Genomic DNA, 24,163 nt, shown 5'->3' with positions numbered 1-24,163 from the left:
TTTTTATGCAATAATTTTTTTTGATTTTTTTTCTGAAAAACTTTCTAATACATCTTCATCTACATCAATACCTAAACCTGGTCTGTTTGGTACTTCTATATATCCGTCTTTCATTTCAATTGAAGGAAAGGTTAATTTTTCTCTTAACCCATTTTCAGTTTGGTCATACTCCATTAAAAAATCAGGTTGATACATTCTACCAGGAACAGATTCTATGTTTGAAATAAAATGAAGTGCTACGTGAATACCTATGGAAGTACCCCATGTATGTGGTATGATATCTACACCATTAGCACTTGCTAGGGCTGATATGCGTTTAGCTTCAGTTAAACCACCGCTTGCACAAATATCTGGCTGAATAATATCAACAGATTTATTTTGAATTAACTGCTGAAAACCAAATCTTAAATATTCACACTCGCCACCCGAAATTGGTATGGTTGTTTTTTGTCTTAATTCACTATACTGTTCATAAAACTCTGGAGATAAAGGCTCTTCAAACCAACCAATATCATATTTTTCTATTTTTCTAGCCAATTCTGTAGCTTCACGCAGTGTGTAGGCGTGATTAGAATCTACCATCAGCTTAATATCTGGCCCAATAACGCTTCGCATTTTAGCAACATTTTCAACATCGGCTTTAATACCTAAACCTACTTTCATTTTCATGGCTTTAAAACCTTGAGAAATATACAACCTAGCTTCTTCTTCGAAGTCTTTTGAAGGGTTATTATGATCAGTAAAATAAAGACCTGTTGCGTACGGTTGCACTCTATTTCTGTGTGCACCACCTAATAATGTTGATACCGGCAAACCTAAAATTTTACCTTTTAAATCCCATATTGCAATATCAATTGCACTCATTGAGGCTACTAAAATACCGCGTCTTGCAAAGTCTAGTGTTTTACGGTACATTTTATTCCAGATAACTTCATTTTCAAGCGGATTTTCACCAACAACAAAGGGCTCTAAAAGCTTTATACCAGCCTCTAAAACTGGTGCGGGCCCATAACCTTCACCCCATCCATAAGTACCATTGGTAGCAGTTACTTTTACAACACAGATACAACGCTCTGAATACTCCCACTGAGAAAAGAAAAAACTTTTAGATAGTTTGTCCTTTAATATAAAAGTTTCAATTTTTTCTATCACCATCTTAATAATTATTTACGTTTTAGGCTTATAACACGTGTTTAGCCCTTTATTTTAGTTGTTACTAAATTAATATTTTATACCTACTCTAACGGTTTAATAATTTACCCTACAAGTAATCAATATTACCTCTTTTAAGAGCAATTTTACTTCAACTTGATGAAGATAGTAAAAAAATCTAGCCATTTTTGCTGTATCTCACTTTTTAAACATAAAGTTAAAGGTGTGGTTTTAATTTAGTTTAAAGGTTTCATTAAACCTGGGCATGTTATCTTGTTGCCATTGCTCTCCTTCTTTTTCAATATGAAACCATAAGGGCTGTATATGGGTTTTACTCCATAGGTTACCATCTTCAACCAATGTTTTCAAAATTTCAGGGTGTGAATTACTTACATCATTACTTTCACTTATATCGTTTTCAATATTGAAAAGTTTCCATGGTTTTTGGTATACTTTTAATGCTTTCCATTGGTTTTTTCTAATAGCTACATCACTAAAACCTTTTCTATGGCGCATTATAAACAAAGGCTGATCTTTTCTTGGGTTTTCTTTTTTCAAAAAATGATTCCAAAAATTTACACCATCTAAAGCTTTATCTTCGGGTATTTTGGCATTAGCTAAATGTGCAAATGTTGGATAAAAATCTAAAGCTGAAATTGGGTAACTATATGTTTTTCCTGCTGGTACAACGTTTGGCCAGTGTAAAAACATTGGCACACGAAAACCGCCTTCATAAGCACTTCCCTTACCTTCTTTTAGCGGATGGTTATTGGCTCCTGCAATTGTTTTTCCGCCATTATCACTTAAAAACACTATTAATGTATTTTCAAATTGATTAGTTTGCTTTAGCTTTTCTACAATTTTACCAACACCTCTATCTACGGCATAAACCATTGCAGCATAGGTACGTCGTTTTTTATCTTTTATATGTTGAAACAATTTTAAGTCTTCTTCTTTAGCCTCTAGAGGTGTATGTGGTGCATTATAAGATAAATACATAAAAAATGGTTTCTCTTTTTTTGAAGCATCATTAATAAACCGCATTGTTTCTCTTGACAAAGCATCTGTAACATATTCTGTTTCATCAACATCTTTTCCGTTATGTTCTAATGGGTGTAAATACTCCCAAATAAAAGATTGTCCGTTAGCTTTTTGCTTGTTATAAGCTTCTTTAAATTGCTTTGGAAAATACTTATGGCCACCTCCAAGGAATCCATAAAAATCATCAAACCCTCTGGTATTTGGGTGGTATTCTGTTTGAAAACCTAAGTGCCATTTGCCCATTACACCTGTGTAATAACCTGCTTTTTGTAACACTTTACTTATATAAGTTTCATTTACATCAACCCCTTTAGTTTGATCTCCTTCTGTTGGCAAATTAAACTGTGCTCCTATTTTATGTGCATACCTTCCTGTTAGCAAACTTGCTCTACTGGGGCCACAAAATGGATGTGCAACATATGCGTCATTAAAAATGGTTCCTTTAGCAGCTAAAGCATCTAAATTTGGTGTTTTAATATCTTTAGAACCGTTAAAACCAACATCGGCATATCCTAAATCATCACATAAAATTAAAAGGATATTAGGTTGTTTTTTATCTTGAACTCTTTTATTTTTTTCAGCAGACTGCCCTTTACAACTGGTTATAGTAAGTAATATTACTAAAGCCAAAAGTTTCTTTATCACAAATATATTTTTCATTTAATACTTTAATGCTTTGGGTTAAAAAAACGATTTGATAAAAACAAATCGCTTTTCAAAATATACTGGATGCACCTTATTATTTTACATTTTTTAATTCGTCCCGCATTCTAACCAAGAAAGGTTGAACATTATCTGTACCGGTAATTGCTTTTAAGTTTGCATTAAACTTTTGGTTATGCGCATTGATTTGAGATTTTTTTTCCTCTGGAGTAATAGCGCCGCTTTTTGCTTTTTTTACTATTTCCATGTACTCTAAAAAATAAGTAGCTCTAACTTTTAAAAGTTTATTGGTTTGTTTTTTATCTAGTTTAAATTCTTTTGCAGCGGCTTCTACAAAATAATCAATCTTTTTTTGTTGCCATTTGTTTTGGCCAAAAGTTACCGTAGCTGTTAGCATAAACAATACTGCTAATACAATTTTCTTCATAATTTAATTTTTTAATGTTAATATTTAGTTTTAGTTACATAATGTTATTGCTTTTGCCAAACTCTAACATACTCAATTTCAAAATCTACAACACCATCATGTTTTTTGTTTTCAGGGCTATGCATTTCTAACTCTTCTTTACTTTTGGGTATGTCATGCCAAGGAAAAATTTCCATATCTAACCAAATACTTATTGGCCTTGTAGCAACGTAACCATTATAATTTTTGGGTAAGTTTAAATTTTTTCTGTTTTCTTTTGCCCAAGCGGTTACTTCATTGGCTGTAACTTGAGAAAACAACTTACCATCTATATAATACTTTACCCCTTTGGCGTCCCACTCAATTCCCCAAATATGCCAATCATCAGCAATTCTAAAACCAACATCTTTTTTTTCAGTGTAGGCAGGCTTGCCTGTCATGGGTTTATCCCAGTCTCTTATAGACCACCACAGTTGGTTATCTAAATGTTTTTTATTTGGATTAATAGTGCCGCCGTAGGTTTCAAAAAAGTCAAACTCTAACCTTTCACCCATAGACCAAAACCCGCTTGTTACAGGCGCATCAGCAGCTTTACTTTTAATTTCAATATAACCGTATTTAAAAAATTTACGCCCAATAAAACATGGTGTTGTTATATTTTCATAGGGCAGCGCCTCTCCAAAAACGGGTTTTCTTATTTCATGGCTAAAGGGAAATTCTGGTTCCCAACGAGCTTCTAGCTTTAACTTACCATTTTCTAAACGATAATTTCTGCCAGAAAACTGTGAAGGCGCTCTACCTTTCCAAACTTTTTTATTTGGCAAATCGGGGTGTTTATAAAAAGGTTTTCCATCTTTAAACTTACCTACAATGTACCAACGGTTTTCATCAATTTTATGTGCATCAAACTCATCACTAACTTCTGTATTCAACACCCATTTACCTTCATTTTCTTGATCAGAAAAGGGTAATACTTGGTTTATTATTGTAGCTGTTTTTTTTGAGGTTTTACAACTTGTAAGTACTAGTATGAAACTTATTAAAAGTAATGTTTTAGCTATACTATTCATGTAAACACATTATTTGTTATGTACAAAAAAACATAAAAAAAGGGTTAAGCTATTTAATTAACTTACCCTATATATATGATATTTTACCTATGTTTAGTTTGTAATAGTTCAGGCCAATTTTTACAATCTGTACCTGTAGGCTTTTGGTGTTTGCCCCATTATTTGCTTAAACTGTTTATTAAAATTTGGAATGGATTTGTAACCTACAAGAAAACAGACTTCAGATATTGGATAATTTTCTTGCACTAGCATACGGGCAGCATTTCTAATTCTTATTTCATTAAGAAACTCTGTAAATGATTTATTGGTCATTTTTTTAAAAAATCTACAAAAGGAATTGGTTGTCATGCAAGCAATATTAGCAATATCACTTAATGATATGGTATTCATATAATTATCTGAAATATATTTTATAACTGTATCTAACCTATCTGGGTTTTCAGTTGAAAATTGTCTCATATCTGTTGAAGAAAGTGCTTTTTTATCTTCAACTTGTGATAATCTATATAAAAAATCTAATAACCTGATTGATTGTTCACCTTTTGATAATTGAACTATTTCTAAAATTTCATCATGCATTTTTTCACTTACACTTTTATCAAACAGTACCCCAAATTTAGATTCATCTAAAAGTTTAGCTACTTCAGAAAATTCGGGGTTATCAAAAGTACCTTCACCCATAAAGTTTTTGGTAAACTTCATTACTATGGTTTTAACTTTTAAATCGCCTCCTTTTTCATAATAAGCTGGGTCATTTCTGTATAAATGTGGCAAATATGAGCCTATTAAAACCAGTTCACCTGATGAGAAATGCGATACATTATCTCCAACAAACCTTATACCACTACTTTTTGATATGTATAGCAACTCAAACTCTGGATGGTAATGCCATGCAGAATCTAAACAAGGTTGCTCTTTTTTTACAATACTTATTCTTTTGTTTACAAAATTGGCTGAATTTTTTAAAACTAGTTTCATATGTGAAATTTTAACACTTACTAGTCTTTTTTACCCTAAAAAACAATTAAAAACAACTTTTTAAGATAAAATTGACTATAAAATAACCTATTTATACCAACAAGATACTAATTAAAAAGAAAACCTAAAACATTTTAACAGTTTACCAAACCAAAAGCACCTAATAAGATAAATTTGAATAGGTTAGAGGTAATAACGAATAAAAAAAAGCTGACAATAACCATTAAATTGGTAGTATAAACAATACATAAAACTAAAATTATGAGAAACTTTTACTATTTATTATTTATTAGCTTTTTAACAGTTGGTATTAACCAAACAAACGCACAGGCTGATTTAGAATACACTTTTGACGGAACTTCATGGGAAGGGTGGACTCAAGGTGGCGGTGGCACAGGCCCTTGGGCTTCCTTTTTTGGAAATAACCCCAATGGCGAATTGGAAATAACATGGCCAACAACTAGCAATAACGCAATTATGTACGCCCCTGCTGCTGTTGAGGCTTTAGACACTAATTACAAACATTTTGAATTAAAAGTAAGTAACAACTCTAGCCAAGTTAATTTATTAAGAATACGTGCCAGAGATGCTGGAGGCAATTGGTTTAATGCTGCCGATATTACCATTACAACAGATGCTGTTGGTGTTTTTAAAACTTATAATTTTGAAATTACAAATGCTAGTTGGACAGGTACTTTACAAAAATGGCAAATTATTTTTAGAAGAAGTGATAGCGGAGATATAACAGATGGAGGCACGGTGCATGTAGATAACATTCTTGTTTCGCAATCTGAAATATTATCAACTAATAATAAAAATGCTTTTGAGTTTAGTGCTTACCCTAACCCTGTTAAAAATGTTTTATACATTAACGCAAAAGAACCAATTAGTAAAGTTGAAGTATTTGATTTATTAGGAAAATCTGTTTTAACACAACTTAATGTTACTAATGAAATTAATGTTTCTTCATTAAACAAATCTATGTATTTAGTTAAATTAACTTCAGAAAATGGGGTTTCAACTAAAAAGTTTTTAAAGCACTAATATGTGTTATTTTTAAAATAATTACAACACCTCTTTTTAGAGGTGTTTTTTTATATCTATTTTATTTCAAATTTATTAAGCTATTATTTTCAAACATTTACGTTTATATTTTAATGGCAAATATTATAAAATATTAAACAAATAATTTATTATGGTATTTGTTCTGTATTTCTCATGTTAGAAAACATGACTAATAAATGTTAATTACATAAATTTCTAATATCTAAAATGATATAATTAGTTATTAAAACTTCCTTTTACAAACAGTTATTTTACAATAAATATTAATTAAAAATTAAGGATAAAAAAAGGTGAAATTTATAATTTCACCTTTTTAAAACTAACTAAAAAATATACTTACTATTGCTTTACAACTTAAGCATTAATTGTAAACATCAACTTCATTTAATACAATATTATGTACATCTGTTGTATTTATTGTTAATGTACCCTCACCTGTAATTTTATCGGCTAATATTTCATATGATTGTGAAGGTGTTTCGTCTTCAGAAACTCTAGTTACTGTAATATTATAACTGGTTTCAGTTGAGTTGTCTTGGTAATTAGATGTTTTATACCTTACAACATTAACTTCAGAGATATACTCTATTATTAAAGCTTTTTCTCTGTAAATATTAATTTTAAAAGGGCCATTACTTATATTAGTTAAGCTATAAACTGGTGTTAAAACAGCATCAAAATTTTTAAAATTACTTTCTTCATCGCATGCAGTAAATGATAATATCATTACAATTACTACATATATTTTTATAATTTTTTTCATGTTTTTAATTTTAAGGTCTTACTTCTAACTCTATAAACTGAAGGTTATCTATATACATTACTTGCGCACCTGTAACACCCGGGTTTTCATCAGCATGTGGCCTAAACGTAAATCTTAAATTCATTCCTGGCGTTATTTCATTTGTAGTAACTGTATTTTTAACAGTAATCCATTCGCCTCTTGGTTCATTTTCTATATCCCAAATTTGACGACTAAATGCTGGCTGATTAAACTCTGTTCTGAAAGTTTTTAACGTAGTACCTGGTTCAATAAACAAATCATAAGACAATAAATAGGTACCTGCTGGTATTGATGCTATTCTAGCTAGACCAAAACTCCATAGGTTTACATTAGGAAATGGATTTGATGCTGGTGTGCTCCATTTCATACTTGCCATTCCGTCTGAAGCTCTTTCAGTGTTTCTTTCAAAAACAAAATTGCCTCCTCCTAAAATATTGTTGTTTCCTGTAAAATAATTTAATGCAAATGCTCTATTAGCGGCACCGCTTGGTTCTTCAAAACTAGCATGCGCTTTTTCTGGTATTATATTGCCGGCAAAATGCATTGCTACTGTTTCTGGGCCAAAGGCTTGTAAAATTCTTTCGTCTGCAGATAGAATACTTCCATTTCCGTTGTATGACACCGTTACTACATCACTGTTATAAATAGGAGCTGATAGTACTAGTTCTAAAAAAATAGCATTTTCTTCACTTACTCTAGCTGATGCTACTGGTATATTTTGATTAAAACCTGTTAACGCATTAGTTACATTTACTGTAAAGTTAGATTCTTCACCTGTAAACGGCACAAGCTCACCATTTACTCTAAAACGAATAACCTCATTTTCATCTTCAGATAAAGCTCCATCAAATTGAAATGGCTGGCTAGACTGTACAACTTTTACTTTTAAAGGAATTACTTTTTCTGCGGTATATCGAGGCAATTCATTTAGCCTTAATGACCGTATAGCACCAGCATTGAAAGTTCCTAATTTAAAAAATTTAATTTCACGTTCTATTCCTCCTATTTGGCTAGGTACACCGTCAGGAATTATCCATGTTGTACCGTTAGGTCTTCCTACGGTTGTATTATCTACATATGTTAAACCTGTTGCTGCTTCAATTTCAACTGTTGGCCATGAAGCCTCATCTTCTAATGATGTTTCTTCATCACTAGTAACATTTAAAATTTCATTACCCTCTTGAAAAATTGAGAATGCTGGTTTTATTTTTGCATAAACATCAAAAGTAAACGTTGTGTCTATTACCCAAAAGTCACCTTCTTGGTGCGCTTCAAGAATACCTTCGCTAGACTTGTATGTTACTTTTTCTTTAAATTTATTTAGAAGCCTTACTTTATTTATTCCGCTATTTTTAAATAATACGAAAGCTTTAGGGTTTGTTAAAGATAAACCTGCATCTTCCATTATAAAATCGTCAAAAATAGAATCTTGAGATTTAAAACCTGTTTTTAAAAATTTATTGCCTTCCTCAATTATCCATTCATGACTTATAGCACCTTGTGATAAATCTAAAAATGGCACTTGTGTATCTACATTGATACTGAACGGATCATTAACAAATGGTTCTGTACCTATAAGCCAAGAAACATCTGACAACTCATCGGGCGCTGTAAAATCTGCATATTCCTTTTCTTCACAACTTGTAAAGCCAAGTAATATTAAACAAATTATTAAGTATATATTAATGTTTTTCATAACGTATTTTTTAGTTTATGTTTGGGTTTGCATTAGCTTCAGCAAAGGGTATTGGATAGTACTTTTGGGTACTTTCATTGTAATTTAATGCAGAAGTATCATACTCATAATCTACAACTATATGATCAACTAGTGGTTGTTCACTTACTAGTGACGGGTAGTTAAATCTTGTTTGGATATTACCTTCTTCATTTACATAACTAAAGTTAACACCATACAATACTGTATTAGCTAATTCATCTAGCCTGTCTTTAAAGCTATAATTATCTGATTTTTCCCATCTTATAAAATCTAACCAACGAATTGCATGTCCTTCAATTGACATTTCTAAAGGCTTTTCAACATACATTAAATGCCTCATTAGCGTGTTTTCGTTGTAAACAACATCATCATATGTTCTGTTTGTATTAGCTCCTTGCTCACCAAGTAATACTAACCCCCAACGTTTACGTATATTGTTTATAAGTTCTAAAGCACCACTAACATCTCCTGTTTTAATTTTACATTCAGCTTGCATTAGTATAACTTCAGACAACCTGTTAACTACAACATTTTTTTCTGATAGTGTTGAAGATCCAGTTGGTAACTGCCCTTCGGAAGCAACAATATCATGATTTGTGTATTTTTTCCACCATGCAAAGCCCCATGCTGTACCATGAAACCTATTGTAGGCACTGGTTTGTACTTCATAGTATAAAGTTTGTGTATCATCAACAATTGCTATCATAGATGATGCTCTTAGAGGTACATTTCGTAATGTTAAACCTGTATCTGGGTCTATGTAATAATTTCTATTATCTAACGGATCCATTGGTTCTGCCTTGTAGGCGTGGGCTATCCACGCAGGCCCAACAGCGCCTTTGGTGTTTGATGTTTGCTGGTTTAACCAATTGGTTCCTGTTTCTCCAATCCACCTACTTTCATTTGTTAAATCGGCATCTATGATGCTAAAATTTATTTCAAAAATAGATTCACTATTAAATTCACCGGCATTTGTAAACATTTTATCTAAATCATACTCCAACGTATAACCATGGTTATTAATTACATCATCAAAATAAGGCATAGCTTTGGCGTATTCTAAATTTTGCAAGTATGTATGACCTAATATGGTTGCTGCTGCACCAGAAGTTACTCTTGTAATATCTCCGTTTGGATATTCACCTTTTTTATACAAGTTTGCATAGGCATACTCTAAATCTTGCCTTACAAAACTTAACACATCTTGAGCTGGTGATAATGCTTTTGCATAATCTTGGTTAGTTACTGGTACTTTATCTCTAATAATTATACTTCCTTCATTGAAGGTTGTATATAGATAGTAATGAAATAACCCTCTAAAAAACCTAGCTTGAGCCATTTGTGAAACCCATTCGTCTTGATTATCAGTAGTGTTTTGAATATTATTAAGTGCTTCAATTACTTGATTAGCTCTAAATATACCTTGATAACATGTTTGCCACTTATCTATAATTTCATTTGTACCTCCATTATAAGTGTGAAGGTAGAAATCTTCGGTATTTTGCGGTATTGGGCGCCCGTAACCTGGGTATCCCATATCAGACCTTAATGTTTCGGCTATTACGTTTAAGACTGCTGGATGATACATGGTTTGATAAACGGCGTTTAACCCTGCATTGGTTTCTGATAAGTTTCTCCAAAAACGATCTACACCTATAATATTAGGGTTTTGTTCTTGAAGAAACTCGTTGTCTGCACATGAGCTTAATGCACTAATTGCAAAGACTAATATTATTGATTTTATTAATATATGTTTCATAACAAATAAAAGTTTTCTCTAAAAGTTTAAGTTGATACCAAATAGATACTGAATAGATATTGGCCCTGTATCTTTATCTAAACCTCTTGATACAATACCTCCACCAATTTCTGGGTTATAACCAGAGTATTTAGTGAATGTTAGTGGGTTTTGAGTTCTTACGTAAAATCTTAAATACTTTAAGCCTAACTTCTCAACTTTACGTTTTGGTATAGCGTAGCCTAAGGATACTTGCCTTAACCTTAAATACGAACCATCTTCTAACCAAAAGTCACTATACCCCAAGTAGTTAGGATGCCTTCTAACATCATTTCTAAATGCTGGAATTGGAGAATCTGGATTAGCTTCAGACCATTGATAAATTAAATCTTTATGTCTTCCAAAACCATATGCCCAAGCATCAAAACCATTCATGATTTCCTGACCTAAAGCAGCGTACCAATTCATTGAAAAATCCCAACTTTTATAATTTAAGTTTAGTGTGTAACCTAACTCATATTTAGGTAAACCACTTCCGCTGTAAACACGATCATTATCATCTAGAATACCATCATTGTTTTGGTCTATAAATCTAGTATCACCCATTCTTGCATTATTATCTAACAATTGGTACTCGGCTAATTTTTCTTCAGTATCTATAATACCATTAGTTCTCCATAAAAAGAATGCGCCAGCTTCGTGCCCTGTGGCTAAAGCCGTAACTCTAGATTGTTGAGGAGCTCTTCCAACTAATCCAAAATCATTTGTTAACTGAAAATCTGAATCGCCATCAATTTTTGTAATTTCATTTTCATTAGTTGAGAATGTTCCGTTCATATTAAATCTTACTTTACCAATATTTCCTCGGTAAGCAGCTGTAAGTTCTACCCCTTTATTTATCATGTTACCTACATTAAGAGTTACTTGGGCATTATTACCACCTCCGGCAGATAATGGTAAAAATACAGGGAATAACATATCCTTTTTATCAGCATAATAATACTCGGCAGTAAGTGTTACTTTGTTTTTTAAGAACCCTAAATCTATACCAATGTTTGATGTTGTTGTAGATTCCCATTTAAGGGTTTTATTAGCAAAATCTAGCTGAGTTGATCCTAAATTCACAAAATCTCCCGAGCCTGAATTACCTATGTAATTAATGTTTTGTTCTATACCAGGAATGAATGAATAAGGTCTTACACGATCATTACCTATGGTACCATGAGATAACCTTACTTTAAAGTTATTTACAATTCTTTTGTATTTATCCCAAAATGCCTCATCTGAAGCGTTCCAAGCAAATGAAACTCCGGGGAAAGTACCCCATTGTTTTTTTGGCGAAACTAAATATGACACTAATGATGACCCATCTCTACGAACACTTGCACTTAATAAATAACGCCCTTTATAACCATAAAGCACACGCCCAATAGTACCTATTCTAGTTGTTGTATAATCAAAACCAGATGTTACACTTTGGTCTCCTGTGGCTAAATTTAACACTCTTGCATCTGGGTTAGTTGCCTCTAAACGTCTGGCTCTAAACGCTTCATTTTGATATTTTTCTCTATCAGCAAAAAATGCAAATGTTAACTTGTGGTCATCATTAATAACTTTTTGGTAGGTTATACCTGCATTTATATTTAATGACCTATTATAGCTTGTACTATTGTCTATATAACTGTTTATAGGTTGCGATTGTAATATGCCTTGGGTATTAAAAATTTCTTGATAAGGCCTATAATCTTTTCTGAAAGTGTTATAAGCAGATAAACCTACATTACTCGTAAATGTTACGTTTTTAGTAATATCATAATCAAACCTAAATGAAGCATTAGTTCTTACACTTTTTTGATTTTGTTCTGTTCTTAAGCTTTCTAAAACCCAACCTAATCTGTTTACATCATCACCCCCTTGTTCTAGTTCATCAAAACTATTTAAATCTAAACCATTTTGCGTTGGCCTATATACAATAGCTTGCGACAGTAAATTTCCTTGCGGAATATCCCTACTGTCTTGAATAAAAGCTAAACTAGATTGAATTCTAACTTTATTTTTATTATATACCGTATTAAAACGCGTGTTAAAACGTTGGTATGCTGAATTTACTTGAATACCTTCTTGATCAAAAAAACCAAGAGCTACATTATATGTAATATCTTCTGTACCACCAGATATATTTAGGTTATGTGTTTGCGTTGGTACATCTTGATTAAATAAAATATCGTTTAAATTTGTTTCATTTTGAAACTGTATCGGGTTTTGTAGTAATTGTAACCTTACCTCGTCATCAAAAGCACCACCTGTATTTCTTTGTGTAACAACATCAAAATATGTTTGCTCAACAGAATTCATTAAAGGCACTGCAGCTTGCCTATGTTGTATAGCGTAATTACCATGATATCTTACTTGTAAAGACCCTGGTTTACCTTGCTTTGTGGTAATAATTATAACTCCTGTTGCTCCTCTTGCTCCATAAATTGCAGTAGATGCTGCATCTTTTAATATATCTATTGTTTCAATATCTGTTGGCGGAATTCTGGGGTCTCCTTCTTGAACTATACCATCTACCACATATAATGGCGTATTATTATCTAATGATGTAATACCTCTAATTAGTATTTCAGAATCTCCTCCAGGTGTTGATGAAGACACAACATTAACACCTGCTGCTTGCCCCTGTAGAGCTGTACCCAAATCGGCACTTACAATTTTTTCTAAAGCATCAGATTTTACTTGCGTTACAGCCCCTGTTAATTCTTTTTTCTTAACAGCTCCATAACCAATAACAACTACCTCTTCTAATTCATCTACTTGGGCTTTTAAAACAACGTTTAACTCTGCCCCAATAACTTTTAAAGTTTGTGCCGTCATACCTAAGTAGCTAAATTTAAGAGTATCTCCTATACTAGCTTCTATGGAATAATTACCATCAAAATCTGTTACAGCTCCTGTTGTTTTTTCATTTTTAACAAGAACTACAGAAGCCCCAGGAATAGGCATTCCGTCTTCACCTGAAACCACACCTTTTACTGTTATTTTTCCTGTTTGCGCTAAAAGAGCACAACTTAAAAACAGAAACATAACAAGCATGGTATTGCTCAGTAATTTTCTCGTAATAAATACGCTTTTCACTTTCATTTGTTTAAGTTTAATTAGCTTGTTTTTAATTATTTTTTTGTTTTTGCATGAATACAAAACACATAAAGGCTCAACTTAACTTGGTGTTAAACTGAGTTTTATACTGTAAATTTACTTTATGAAAAGAGGTTGTGAATAGTAATATTTACCCATAACCTAACCTATTTTACCTAGCTAAATAGCTTTTGTACTAAAATGAAGATAAGACACAAAAAAAGCTTGTATTAAACACAAGCTTTTATATTAATTACGGTATTTTAGTGTTATATTTTGAGTACTTTTTTTATGGTTACATCATTATCGTGATATAGCCTTAAAACATAGGTACCTTGTTGTAAATTAAACATATTTATTTCAGTTGAGTTAATATTACTTTTTTGTAATGTTTTCATAACTCTTCCTGTTAACGAAACCACTTCAGCTTTAAGGCTATTAACTACATTTTTAAATTGAATATTAATTATACCATTTGACGGATTGGGATAAATATTTAAACCAAGTGTTTTATTTGAGTTAACACTTAAAGTTCCCGCAGCACCTATTTGGCCAGCATTAGAGCTCACTGTTTGATTATAAGGCCAAAGATTATAATTTACGGTTTCTGAAGTTATCCAATTTGAAGGGTTATTGATACTTGCTCTTAACTGAGCTGGTGTACCAACCAAAGCACCCGTATATACACCGTTATCCTGATCTGTACCTACTGCATTGGCATTAACACCATTTGCTAAAGCTGTTGGTAATGCACAAAACGAATTACCACCACCAGTACCCCAACCGCCATTGGTGTTTAAACCTGTAATCCACTCACTTGAATTTGGGTTTGTTGGCAACACAAAAGGGTCTGCCTGAAAAATTAAAATGCCATCACCTGCAGAGGCCATATCAAAATCACCATCACTACTTTCAGTTTCTTTTCCTGTATAATCATGTGATGTTGTACCAACTACTGTTTGCATATTATTAACCACATGTTTTACAAGGCCATCAGAATCTAACACAAAAATAGCGCCTGTGCTAAAGGCATCACCAGCAGTCCACGTCCAAATATCATCAACACTATAATTTCCAGTCCATCCATCTTGTGTTCCTGCCCATGACCTGTTAGAAATAGATATTTTTGTAGTAGCCGAAATATCTTTAAGCAACATAAAAGCCACAGCCCCGTTATTGGTGCCTTCAGCTTTAAAACCAACTATAGCAATATCACCCGCTGTTAATGGTGTTGGTGTAATAGCATCTAACACAAAAATACTTGCAGGAGCTGTATTTACTGTACCATAACTTGTAGATTGTAAGGTAATTGTTAAAGTTTCTGATGTTTCATCTAAGCCATCAGCTATGGCTTCAACAACTATATTAGCGCTGTTTTCTCCATTTTGAATAGTTACTGTACCCGACAATGTTGTAAAATCTGTGCTATTTGTTGTATTGCCACTAATTGTATAGTTTACGTTTATAGTTTCTGAAGCTAAAACACCTTCGGGTAAACTTACTGTAAAAACACCATTTATTTCACCTTCAACAGCATCGGTTATACCTTCAATTGAAATTTGGCTTATTTCATTTTCTAATAATAATTGTTGGCTTTCAAACAACCTATTATAACCTGGTAATGTACCATCATTCCATAAAAAACTATGCGGATGCCCGCTTCCATCTCCATCATTATCAAACCAAAGTGGTTTAACATCTTTAAAATTTACAACAGTAGTTATGCCATCATTTAGCATATCTTGTATAATTTGTTCCGCATTAGGTTCAGTGCTTCTTAAATCGGTAGTTTCACCAGGATCATTTATAATATCATATAATTTCCATTCGCCACTAGCTGTTTTAACAATTTTCCACTTTCCGTTTGAAACGCCTCCGTTATGAAATCCGTTTTGAGGCCTCATGATTATAACAGATTCACTTGGTCTTGCATCGGTTCCTGCTATTAAATCATCCATAAAATCTACTCCATCTAAAGTTTTATTAACAGGTATTGTACCTCCAGCCAAATTAACTAGTGTTGGGTACAAATCTAAAGCACTTAATTGATAATCATAAACAGCGTTTGATGTTATTTGAGCTGGCCAATGTACAAACATAGGTACTTTGTGGCCGCCTTCTTTAACACTACCCTTTAAAGCATCTAAGGGCCAATTTACAGCACCTTTACTAAATGTGTAACCTCCGTTATCACTTAAAAATATAATAACCGTATTGTTAAACTCGGTCATATCTTTTTGTAATTCGGCAATAACTCGTCCAATATTCTTATCCATGTTAGCTACCATTGTTGCGTAGGTTATACGAGCCTCAGTTAACTCATCAATTTTAGCTTGTTGCTCAGCTTGAGGTAATTTTGTTACGGGATTAGAATTTTTTATATAATCACTATTGTTTACTAAAGCTTCAAAATTAGGGTTATCCGCTTTAAACTGTGCTATTTCTGCTGCAGGAGCTTGCAAAGGAGTGTGAGGCGCATTATATGATAGGTACAGAAAAAAGGGATTAGATGAAGGTGCGTTGGCTGCTATGTAATTTATAGCCTCATCGGTTAGAACATCGGTTAAATAATCTTCTTCAGGAGCATCACTAAATTCACTTTCGGCTACGTAACCTCTATTTCGCCAAAGCGGATCTTGATATTCATTGGTTACAGGATTACTTCCACCCAACCTGTTGTAATAAGCATCTTCATAAATATTTTCAAAATAGTTTTTGCCACCACCAAGCATTCCAAAAAAATAATCAAACCCTCTATCTAATGGTTGGTAGGCACCATTTTCATGCCCTAAATGCCATTTACCAATAGCTGCTGTATTATAATTAGCATCTTGCAAAACATTTGTAAAATATGTTTCATTAGTAGGCACGCCTAAAGTTGTAGTATTATCATTTGGTAAATTATATTGAGCACCTATTCTATGTGGCATAATACCCGTTAACAAGCCTACCCTACTTGGGCCGCAAAACGGATGTGCCACATGTGCATTTCTGCAAATAATACCATTGTTGGCTAAAGCATCAATATTTGGTGTTGGTATAATACCGCGCTCTGCAGGAAATGGGTGCGTACTTGCGTAGGCATTCCGATTAAAACCAACATCGCCATAACCCAAATCATCTGCCAGTATAATAATTACGTTTGGTTTAGCTCCTGCAGTTTGTGCTTTTATTTTAAAATTATTGAAAAAGAAAAAAGAAAAAAGGAGAATAAAGTAATAATGTTTCATCATTTTAAAGTTTAGCTTGGTGCGGTAAAATTAAAATGATTGTACTTTAATAGAACAACTATAATTACCTCATAATTGTTGTAAATTACCTCTAAAATGATGAAATACACAAAACATCTTTAAAGTGTAAATTGTAAGAATTATTATCATTAAATAATATCTCCCTTTGCATGATCAATTTTAATTACACATTATCTAATCACGTCAATAGAATTAAATATTAAATTTAAAAAACCAGTTTAACTTTTTACAAAAAAAACACAACAAACAACACTAAATAACTAAAAAACAATAACTTACACTATTAAACAATTTAACATAAATTTAATATTTAGAACTTTTGTGCTACTCAATAGAACATTTGTTTCCCTTAAAACAGGCTATTTTATTCAAATTTGTGTATCAAAACATTTAAAACTAACAAAATATGAAAATCAAATTACTTGAAAAGTTGCTATTCAAAGAATGGCAATTCAAGGCTTTTCTTATTGCATGTATTTGTACAATAGGCATAAGTACTGCCCAAGCGCAGACACTTACTATTAATGGACAAATTACTGATAATGCTGGAGAGCCTTTAGTTGGAGCTACCGTAATTGTTGTAGGAACATCAACAGGTGCAGTAACAGATTTTGACGGAAACTACTCTATCAAAGCTGCTACTGGAAGTAAGCTAAATATTAGTTACTTAGGCTATGTAGATGAAGTTGTTACAGTTGGAACTTCTACAACAATTAATATCAAACTTAATGAAGACACTGCTGCTTTAGATGAAGTTGTTGTAGTTGGTTATGGTACCCAAAAACGTAAAGAAATTACAGGTGCTGTGGGACAAGTTAAAAACGAAGACCTAGTTCTAAATGCTACGGCAGATTTAGGTACAGCTTTACAAGGTTCTGTAGCTGGTGTAAACGTTACTGCTTCAAGTGGTCAACCTGGTGCTGAATCTAATGTATTAATTAGAGGTATCGGTTCAATTAATGGAGTTAACACCCCCTTATATGTTGTAGATGGCATCCCTTTTGATGGAGACCCTAAATTAAGTATTGATGAAATTGAAACTGTAGATGTACTAAAAGATGCTGCCTCTACGGCTGTTTATGGTACTAGAGGTGCTAATGGTGTAATATTAATTACTACAAAGAAAGGTAAAGAAGGTATCATGAAAATGAATATTCATACTTGGTATGGATTACAGTCTATTACATCTGGTCTACCTTTAATGGAGTTAGAAGATCATTTATACGCTACACATCTGAGATCAAATGCTTTAAATGGTACAAATTTTGGAAATACATGGACACCTATAGTACAAGGTACACACCAGTTAACAAATAATTCTGATTTAACAGACATCATTCAACAAGATAGTGCTCCTATACAAAACCACAACTTGAGCATTTCTGGGGGTAAGGATGGATTAGCATATAATATTAATGCGTCATTCTTTAAGCAAGACGGTATGTTAATCAACTCTGGTTATGAAAGATTTAATGTTAGAGCCAACACTCAATACAGAAAAGGAAACTGGAACATATCTACCGGTATGGGCTTTAGAGTTGAAGAAAGAGACAGGGAGCCATGGCAATTATTACTTATGGCATACAAATACAATCCATATTCTCAACAGCTAGATCCAGATGCAACTGAAATAGAAAACCCAGGATCAACAACTAATAACGATGCTATAAACCTTTCTCAAAACCAACAACGTCTAATTCAAACCGATAGAGATAATGTTGATAGTTTTGATGCTAACATGACGGCTAAATATAATTTTAATGATAACTTAACTTATACTGCTAGAGTTGGTTTTAATATTTCTAATAGCACAAGACGTGTAATTAACCCATTATTTGTTCAAACTAACGAAGATGGAGAAATAGTACCACCTCAAGTACTTTCTGGTATAAGAGAAACATACTCAAGAAGAACTAAACAAACTTTTGAAAACTTCTTAAATTATAAAAAAAGTTTTGGTAACCACAACTTTAACTGGACAGGTTTATTCTCTGCAGAAACATCCTTTGCTAGAAGTACTTTTGCTGACAGAAGAGAGTTTGTTAGCAATGAAGTACAAGAATTAGGTGCTGCATTAGGAACTTCTGATGTAGGTAACAATGGAGGTAGATGGAATAACCGTACAATAAACCTAATGGGTATGATGACTAGGTTACAATATAACTTTAAAGGCAAATATCTTTTAAGTGGTGCTGTAAGACGTGATGGTTCTTCTCAATTTAGTGAAGATTTTAGATGGGGTAACTTCTTTTCTACATCAGTTGGTTGGAATGTATCTGATGAGGCCTTTTGGCAACCTTTAAAAAGGGTAGCTACATCATTAAAACTTAGAGCTGGTTATGGTGAAGTAGGGAATGAAGGGTTTGAACCTTACAGTAATCAAGCTACTATTCAAATTGAAAGAGATGCTATTTTGGGTCCTGAAGAAGCTGATGCGTTACTTGCAGGAGCTATTCAAGAGCGTTACGCAAATGATAAAGTAAAGTGGGAAACATCTATATCTAAAAATGCTGGGTTTGAACTTGGTTTATTTAAAAATAAATTAAACATTTCTGCAGATTTTTATAAAGAAAACAAAAGAGACTTATTATTGCCGTTGCTACTACCTCCTACTACCGCTGGTGCAACAAACTCAACTGTTATTATTAACATTGGTGATATGGAAAACAAAGGTATGGAGTGGTCTGCCAACTACAAACACAAAGGTAAACTTTCTTGGAATGTAGGCCTAACATACACTAAAAACGAAAATATAGTTACTCGTATGTCTGGCGGTAATGATATTTTATATTTAGGAGGTAGCCAAGTTGTACAAGGTGTTCCTAATGAAGATTTAGTATCAGCTGTAGCTTTAGGTTATCCTGCTGCTTCATTTTTCTTAATTAAAACTGATGGCATAATTGACAGTCAAGAAGAACTTGATGAATATAACTCACTTGTTGGTGGTAATGCCAATTTAGGAGATTTAAAATATGTTGATGCTCCTACTGTTGACACAAATAATGATGGTATTCCTGATGCTGGTGATGGTGTTATAAACCTAGACGACAGACAATTTGCTGGCGGCGGTTTACCAGAATTTGAAATGGGTCTTAACTTTGGTGCTAATTACAAAAATTTCGATTTTTCTATGCAGTGGTATGGCGCTTTTGGAGGTGAGGTAATGAATGGCAGTAAAGCTTTTGCTTACAAATCTGGTCGCCATCAAGACTTAGTGCATCAATGGTCTCCTCAAAATACAAATTCATTAATACCTACTGACCGTGGTAGAGACCATGAAAACTACAGAGGTTATACTGATTATTGGCTAGAAGATGCTTCTTTTGCAAGATTAAGAAACGTAGCCATTGGTTATACAATCCCTAAAGATGCTATAGAAAAGCATGGCATTTCAAACATAAGAATATATTTGTCTGCGCAAAATGCAATCACTATTACTGATTATACTGGTTTTGATCCTGAAGTTGGTAATAACGGATTCAGCACAAGAGGTTTAGATAGAGGTTCATACCCTGTTAGTTCTAGCTTTAGACTAGGTGTACAATTTGCCTTTTAATCATAAATTCAATATCTTATGAAAAAAACATTTAATAATTTTTCTAACAAATACACAATTATGAAAAAGAAAACATATAAAAAATTGGTTTTTTTGTTAGTAACTTCTCTATGCATCTTTAGTTGCTCTGAAGATTTCTTAGAGGAAACTAACCCAGTTGAGCTTTCAACTAGTAGTTTTTGGCTCAATATAAATGATCTTGAAACAGGATTAACAGCTGTTTACAATGCCTTTAAAGATGGTAACATATTAAGAACAGGAGACGAATACAATAGATCTGACATGACTTTCCCTGGTTGGGGTAGACCAAATACTAGCAATGTATATTGGTTGCAGACTTTTAATAATTCATCTGATGCTCCTAACGCAAAATGGGCTGCATTATACAAAGGTATTTTCAGAGCTAATCAAGTTATTGAAGCCACCGAAAGATTATACCCTGAATTCACAGGAGAGACTCTAGAGCGTGCAGATTTAGTTATGGCTCAAGCCAGAACATTTAGAGGTTTATTCTATTTTTACTTATACACAGGTTTTAATAACGGAGCTGTACCTATTTTAGATTATGTACCTCAATCAATTGATGATTATTATCAACCTATAAGTCCTGCTGAAACTGTTCAAGAATTTTACAGAGCTGATTTAGAGTATGGAGTAGAAAACTTACCAATGACCTATTCTGAAGGAAAAGCAGGAAGGCTAACATCTGGTACTGCTTTAGCTCTACTAGGAAAAAGTTACCTTTACGAAGGAGATTATACAATGGCTGCTCAATATTTTAAAACAATTATTGATGACCACCCTTATTCTTTAACTCCCGATATAGGTAGTAATTTCACTACAAGAGATGAATTTAATGAAGAGTCTATTTTAGAAATAGGATATTCATTAAACTATAAAGAAGAGTTAAGTCCTTATGGACAAGACCAAAACTCATCTACTATAAACTTTGCATTTAGTCCTGTAGGAGGTTGGAGATCTCTTTATCCTGCATGTTGGTTAAACGACCTATATAGAAATGAAGTACTAGATATGCAAGATCCAAGAAACACAGTTAGCAGGCCAGAAACAGATGCTAATGGATTAATTGTCAGAGATGAAGAAGGCAATCCTGTAATGGAAGAAAATGTACCAAGAGTATTCTCTTTACGAACTTCTGCTTCCATAGCTCTTGTTGATGATGTAGATACTCAGTACTACTTAAAAACCTCTGCTCAAGGAACTGCTTATAACAATGCAGAACACTGTTATTGGAGAAAATACACCAACTGGGATATAGCTGAAAGTGAAAGAGACATATCTGCAACTACCCCACGTTCTGGTGTTAATGTTCGCGTAATTAGATTAGCAGATATTTATTTAATGTATGCCGAGGCTCTAATTGCTGGTGGTACTAATGATGCTGGTGTTGATGAAGCCTTAGTTTATATTAATAGAGTTAGAAGACGTTCTGCTGTAAGATTATTAGGTTTAGATGGTACAGGTGAATACCCTGTAAATGATCATGATAATGTTTCATACAATGCGCAATCTTTAATGGAACACCTAATGCATGTTGAAAGACCTCTTGAATTATCTGCTGAAGGTAACGCAATACGTACAATAGACTTGCGTCGATGGGGTATTACAAAACAACGCTTTGAAGAATTATCACAAAGACAATACTGGTCTGACAACTTTAAATTTGAAACTGAAAAAGGTGAAAGTGGTACAAGATGGGGGTCAATTCTATCTGGAACCGAAATAGAGGGTAAAGACCCAGAACCAAAATGGACTGAGTTTGAGCAAGCAGCAGCTAATTACACTGAAAATCTTCATGGTTATTGGCCAATACCTAATAGCGAAGAAGTAGCTAACCCTAGATTATATGATACTCCTTAAAAAAAAATAACATGAAAAAACATAATATAAAATACAATTTAATTATGGTCATCGCTATACTTGCTGTTATATTCACAGCATGTAACAAAGATGATGAGTATGATCAACCTAATTCATTTAGTGATGTAGGTTGGTATATTGCCTATGAACAAAGTCCTTGGCCAGATACACTTTTAACAAATAAAGATGACTATTTAACATTTTCTGATTTATCTCAAAACGCTATTAGCCACAAATGGGAAATTGAATCTGGAAACTTTTTCTTAGAGGGTCCAATTCAAAGATTAGACTCTATTTTTGATGATAAAATAATTGGTTCTGGTTCTTCTGAAGATAAAACAGTAAGCGTTTTATTTAAAAATTCAGGTTATAATCACGTAAGATTATTTAATATATTTAAAGACAGCGTTACCTTTAGAGGTCCTACAGAAGAAGACAATATCTCAGCTGTAAAAGTTGGAGAAAACTGGGTAATAGACAAAACATTTGTTGTTGATGTTTATGATACTATTGTTCCTACTATAAGAATTGAAAGAAGTAATGGTGAAATTTTAAATCATACTAGCACAGATACTATTTATGTTGAAGCTGGTGACGCTATTAATGTGTTCGATTTAACAGAAACAGGAAGACCAGATGATTGGAATTGGAATATAGGAGGCTCAACTAGTACAGAAAAAGATGCTACACTAGTATTAAAAAAACTAGGAGCTTTTAATGGTACTTTAACACTAAGAAGAACTGGTCAAAACATCCCAGGTGATTATGAGCAATATAAAATACCCGCTCCTTTTAAAGTAATTCCTTCTAGTCAACCTTTCAGACTTACAGGTAATGTTTATGAATTAGAAGATCAAACCATAGTTGTTCCCTTTAATGGTGAATTTGCTCCATTCATTGATCATGAATCATATTTTACCGTTACAGTAAATGGAGGTGCAAACCCTGTTACTATCAGCAATGTTAGTACAGATCCAAATGACGCAACTTTACTTTGGATTACTCTTAATGAAACCATATACAGATCAGATAATATTACTGTATCTTATGATGGAAACGGAACTTTCAAATCTACTGATACAAGAGAGCCTGAAGCATTCACTGATGCTCCTGTAACAATGCACAACTATAACTATATTAATAGCGATGTTATGGCAAGTTTTGAAGAAGCAGGAACTGGTTGGGAAGAAAGAGGAGGTCCAACATCAATTGAGTATATAACAACAGCACCGTCAGGTGAACCTATTCCTGATGGCAATTATATTTTGAAAATTGTAAGCTCAGGTGGTGGCCAAGGAGCCATATTAAAAGACTTTGGTAGTTTTGAGCCTGGTGTAGATTATAAGTTAAGCTACTGGGTATACGCTGAACCTGGCTCTGCTAACTCTTGTCGTGCAGACTTTTTAGTTGGTAATAATGATGCTTTTAATTTCTGGCAAAGTTTAAATCCTGGACCCGCTGGTTGGCAAGCTGGTGCTGCTCCTGGTGCTTTTGGAGAGTGGAGAAAAATTGATAATAAAATTATTAACGTTGATAACGCTAATGATCACTCAATATTTTTCCGCCCTAATGGAGCAGGAACATATTACTTTGATAATATTTACATAGAAAAGGTAGATGTGAGACCTTAACTCATAAATGTACTCAACAAAAAGACCTATTTATCTAGATAAATAGGTCTTTTTTGTTAAAGTAAAATATTTATTATATTTATATAAAACTAAAC

Annotated in this window: 14 protein-coding genes; 4 read left to right on the top strand and 10 right to left on the bottom strand. The window is 33.1% G+C overall.

The genetic code is table 11. The annotated features are described in order from the left end of the window. Window positions 1-3 precede the first annotated feature (3 nt). The 5 genes from FUA26_RS11785 to FUA26_RS11765 all read right to left on the bottom strand — a co-directional run bounded on the left by FUA26_RS11785 (window position 4) and on the right by FUA26_RS11765 (window position 5,310). Complete coding sequence (locus FUA26_RS11785; protein ID WP_147136195.1) at window positions 4-1,155, bottom strand: mandelate racemase/muconate lactonizing enzyme family protein; 1,152 nt, start codon at window positions 1,153-1,155, stop codon at window positions 4-6. 228 nt (window positions 1,156-1,383) lie between these two features. Further along, window positions 1,384-2,838 (bottom strand): sulfatase-like hydrolase/transferase, encoded by a 1,455-nt coding sequence (locus tag FUA26_RS11780; protein ID WP_246109131.1) that lies wholly within the window; start codon window positions 2,836-2,838, stop codon window positions 1,384-1,386. A gap of 94 nt (window positions 2,839-2,932) precedes the next feature. Next, entirely contained in the window at window positions 2,933-3,283 is a 351-nt protein-coding gene (locus FUA26_RS11775) for a hypothetical protein (protein WP_147136189.1), read from the bottom strand. A 44-nt stretch (window positions 3,284-3,327) separates the two neighbouring features. After that, window positions 3,328-4,332: a family 16 glycosylhydrolase gene (locus FUA26_RS11770; RefSeq protein ID WP_147136186.1), complete on the bottom strand. Its 1,005-nt coding sequence runs from the start codon at window positions 4,330-4,332 to the stop codon at window positions 3,328-3,330. A 120-nt stretch (window positions 4,333-4,452) separates the two neighbouring features. After that, window positions 4,453-5,310 carry an AraC family transcriptional regulator gene (locus FUA26_RS11765; RefSeq protein WP_147136183.1) on the bottom strand — a complete coding sequence of 286 codons (858 nt, stop codon included), beginning with the start codon at window positions 5,308-5,310 and terminating at the stop codon, window positions 4,453-4,455. A gap of 261 nt (window positions 5,311-5,571) precedes the next feature. On the opposite strand from FUA26_RS11765, the gene FUA26_RS11760 reads away from it, so the two are divergent. Then, complete coding sequence (locus FUA26_RS11760; protein ID WP_147136180.1) at window positions 5,572-6,354, top strand: T9SS type A sorting domain-containing protein; 783 nt, start codon at window positions 5,572-5,574, stop codon at window positions 6,352-6,354. A gap of 382 nt (window positions 6,355-6,736) precedes the next feature. Here the strand turns inward: FUA26_RS11760 and FUA26_RS11755 are convergent, their stop codons facing one another. The 5 genes from FUA26_RS11755 to FUA26_RS11735 form a co-directional block, all read right to left on the bottom strand. Then, window positions 6,737-7,138 (bottom strand): hypothetical protein, encoded by a 402-nt coding sequence (locus tag FUA26_RS11755; RefSeq protein WP_147136177.1) that lies wholly within the window; start codon window positions 7,136-7,138, stop codon window positions 6,737-6,739. A 10-nt stretch (window positions 7,139-7,148) separates the two neighbouring features. After that, window positions 7,149-8,855: a hypothetical protein gene (locus tag FUA26_RS11750; RefSeq protein ID WP_147136175.1), complete on the bottom strand. Its 1,707-nt coding sequence runs from the start codon at window positions 8,853-8,855 to the stop codon at window positions 7,149-7,151. A gap of 10 nt (window positions 8,856-8,865) precedes the next feature. Then, on the bottom strand, window positions 8,866-10,635 hold the full coding sequence (locus FUA26_RS11745; protein WP_147136172.1) for a RagB/SusD family nutrient uptake outer membrane protein: 1,770 nt from the start codon (window positions 10,633-10,635) through the stop codon (window positions 8,866-8,868). Window positions 10,636-10,653: 18 nt separating this feature from the next. After that, window positions 10,654-13,755, bottom strand: a complete 3,102-nt coding sequence (locus FUA26_RS11740; RefSeq protein ID WP_246109130.1) for a SusC/RagA family TonB-linked outer membrane protein — start codon at window positions 13,753-13,755, stop codon at window positions 10,654-10,656. A 263-nt stretch (window positions 13,756-14,018) separates the two neighbouring features. Beyond that, on the bottom strand, window positions 14,019-16,979 hold the full coding sequence (locus FUA26_RS11735) for a sulfatase-like hydrolase/transferase (protein WP_186826909.1): 2,961 nt from the start codon (window positions 16,977-16,979) through the stop codon (window positions 14,019-14,021). Between the two features lie 427 nt (window positions 16,980-17,406). Between FUA26_RS11735 and FUA26_RS11730 the strand changes: the two genes are divergently transcribed. Genes FUA26_RS11730 through FUA26_RS11720 form a run of 3 tightly spaced genes read left to right on the top strand, consistent with a single transcriptional unit; the run spans window position 17,407 to window position 24,068 of the window. Then, window positions 17,407-20,556 (top strand): SusC/RagA family TonB-linked outer membrane protein, encoded by a 3,150-nt coding sequence (locus tag FUA26_RS11730; protein WP_147136166.1) that lies wholly within the window; start codon window positions 17,407-17,409, stop codon window positions 20,554-20,556. Window positions 20,557-20,616: 60 nt separating this feature from the next. Beyond that, a complete protein-coding gene (locus FUA26_RS11725) occupies window positions 20,617-22,437 on the top strand; it encodes a RagB/SusD family nutrient uptake outer membrane protein (protein ID WP_147136163.1) in 1,821 nt (606 codons plus the stop codon). An 11-nt stretch (window positions 22,438-22,448) separates the two neighbouring features. Then, window positions 22,449-24,068 carry a carbohydrate binding domain-containing protein gene (locus tag FUA26_RS11720; RefSeq protein ID WP_147136160.1) on the top strand — a complete coding sequence of 540 codons (1,620 nt, stop codon included), beginning with the start codon at window positions 22,449-22,451 and terminating at the stop codon, window positions 24,066-24,068. Window positions 24,069-24,163 lie beyond the last annotated feature (95 nt).

The organism is Seonamhaeicola algicola, from assembly GCF_007997385.1.
Classification (GTDB): Bacteria; Bacteroidota; Bacteroidia; order Flavobacteriales; family Flavobacteriaceae; genus Seonamhaeicola; species Seonamhaeicola algicola.
This window is presented reverse-complemented; position numbering and strand designations above follow the sequence as displayed.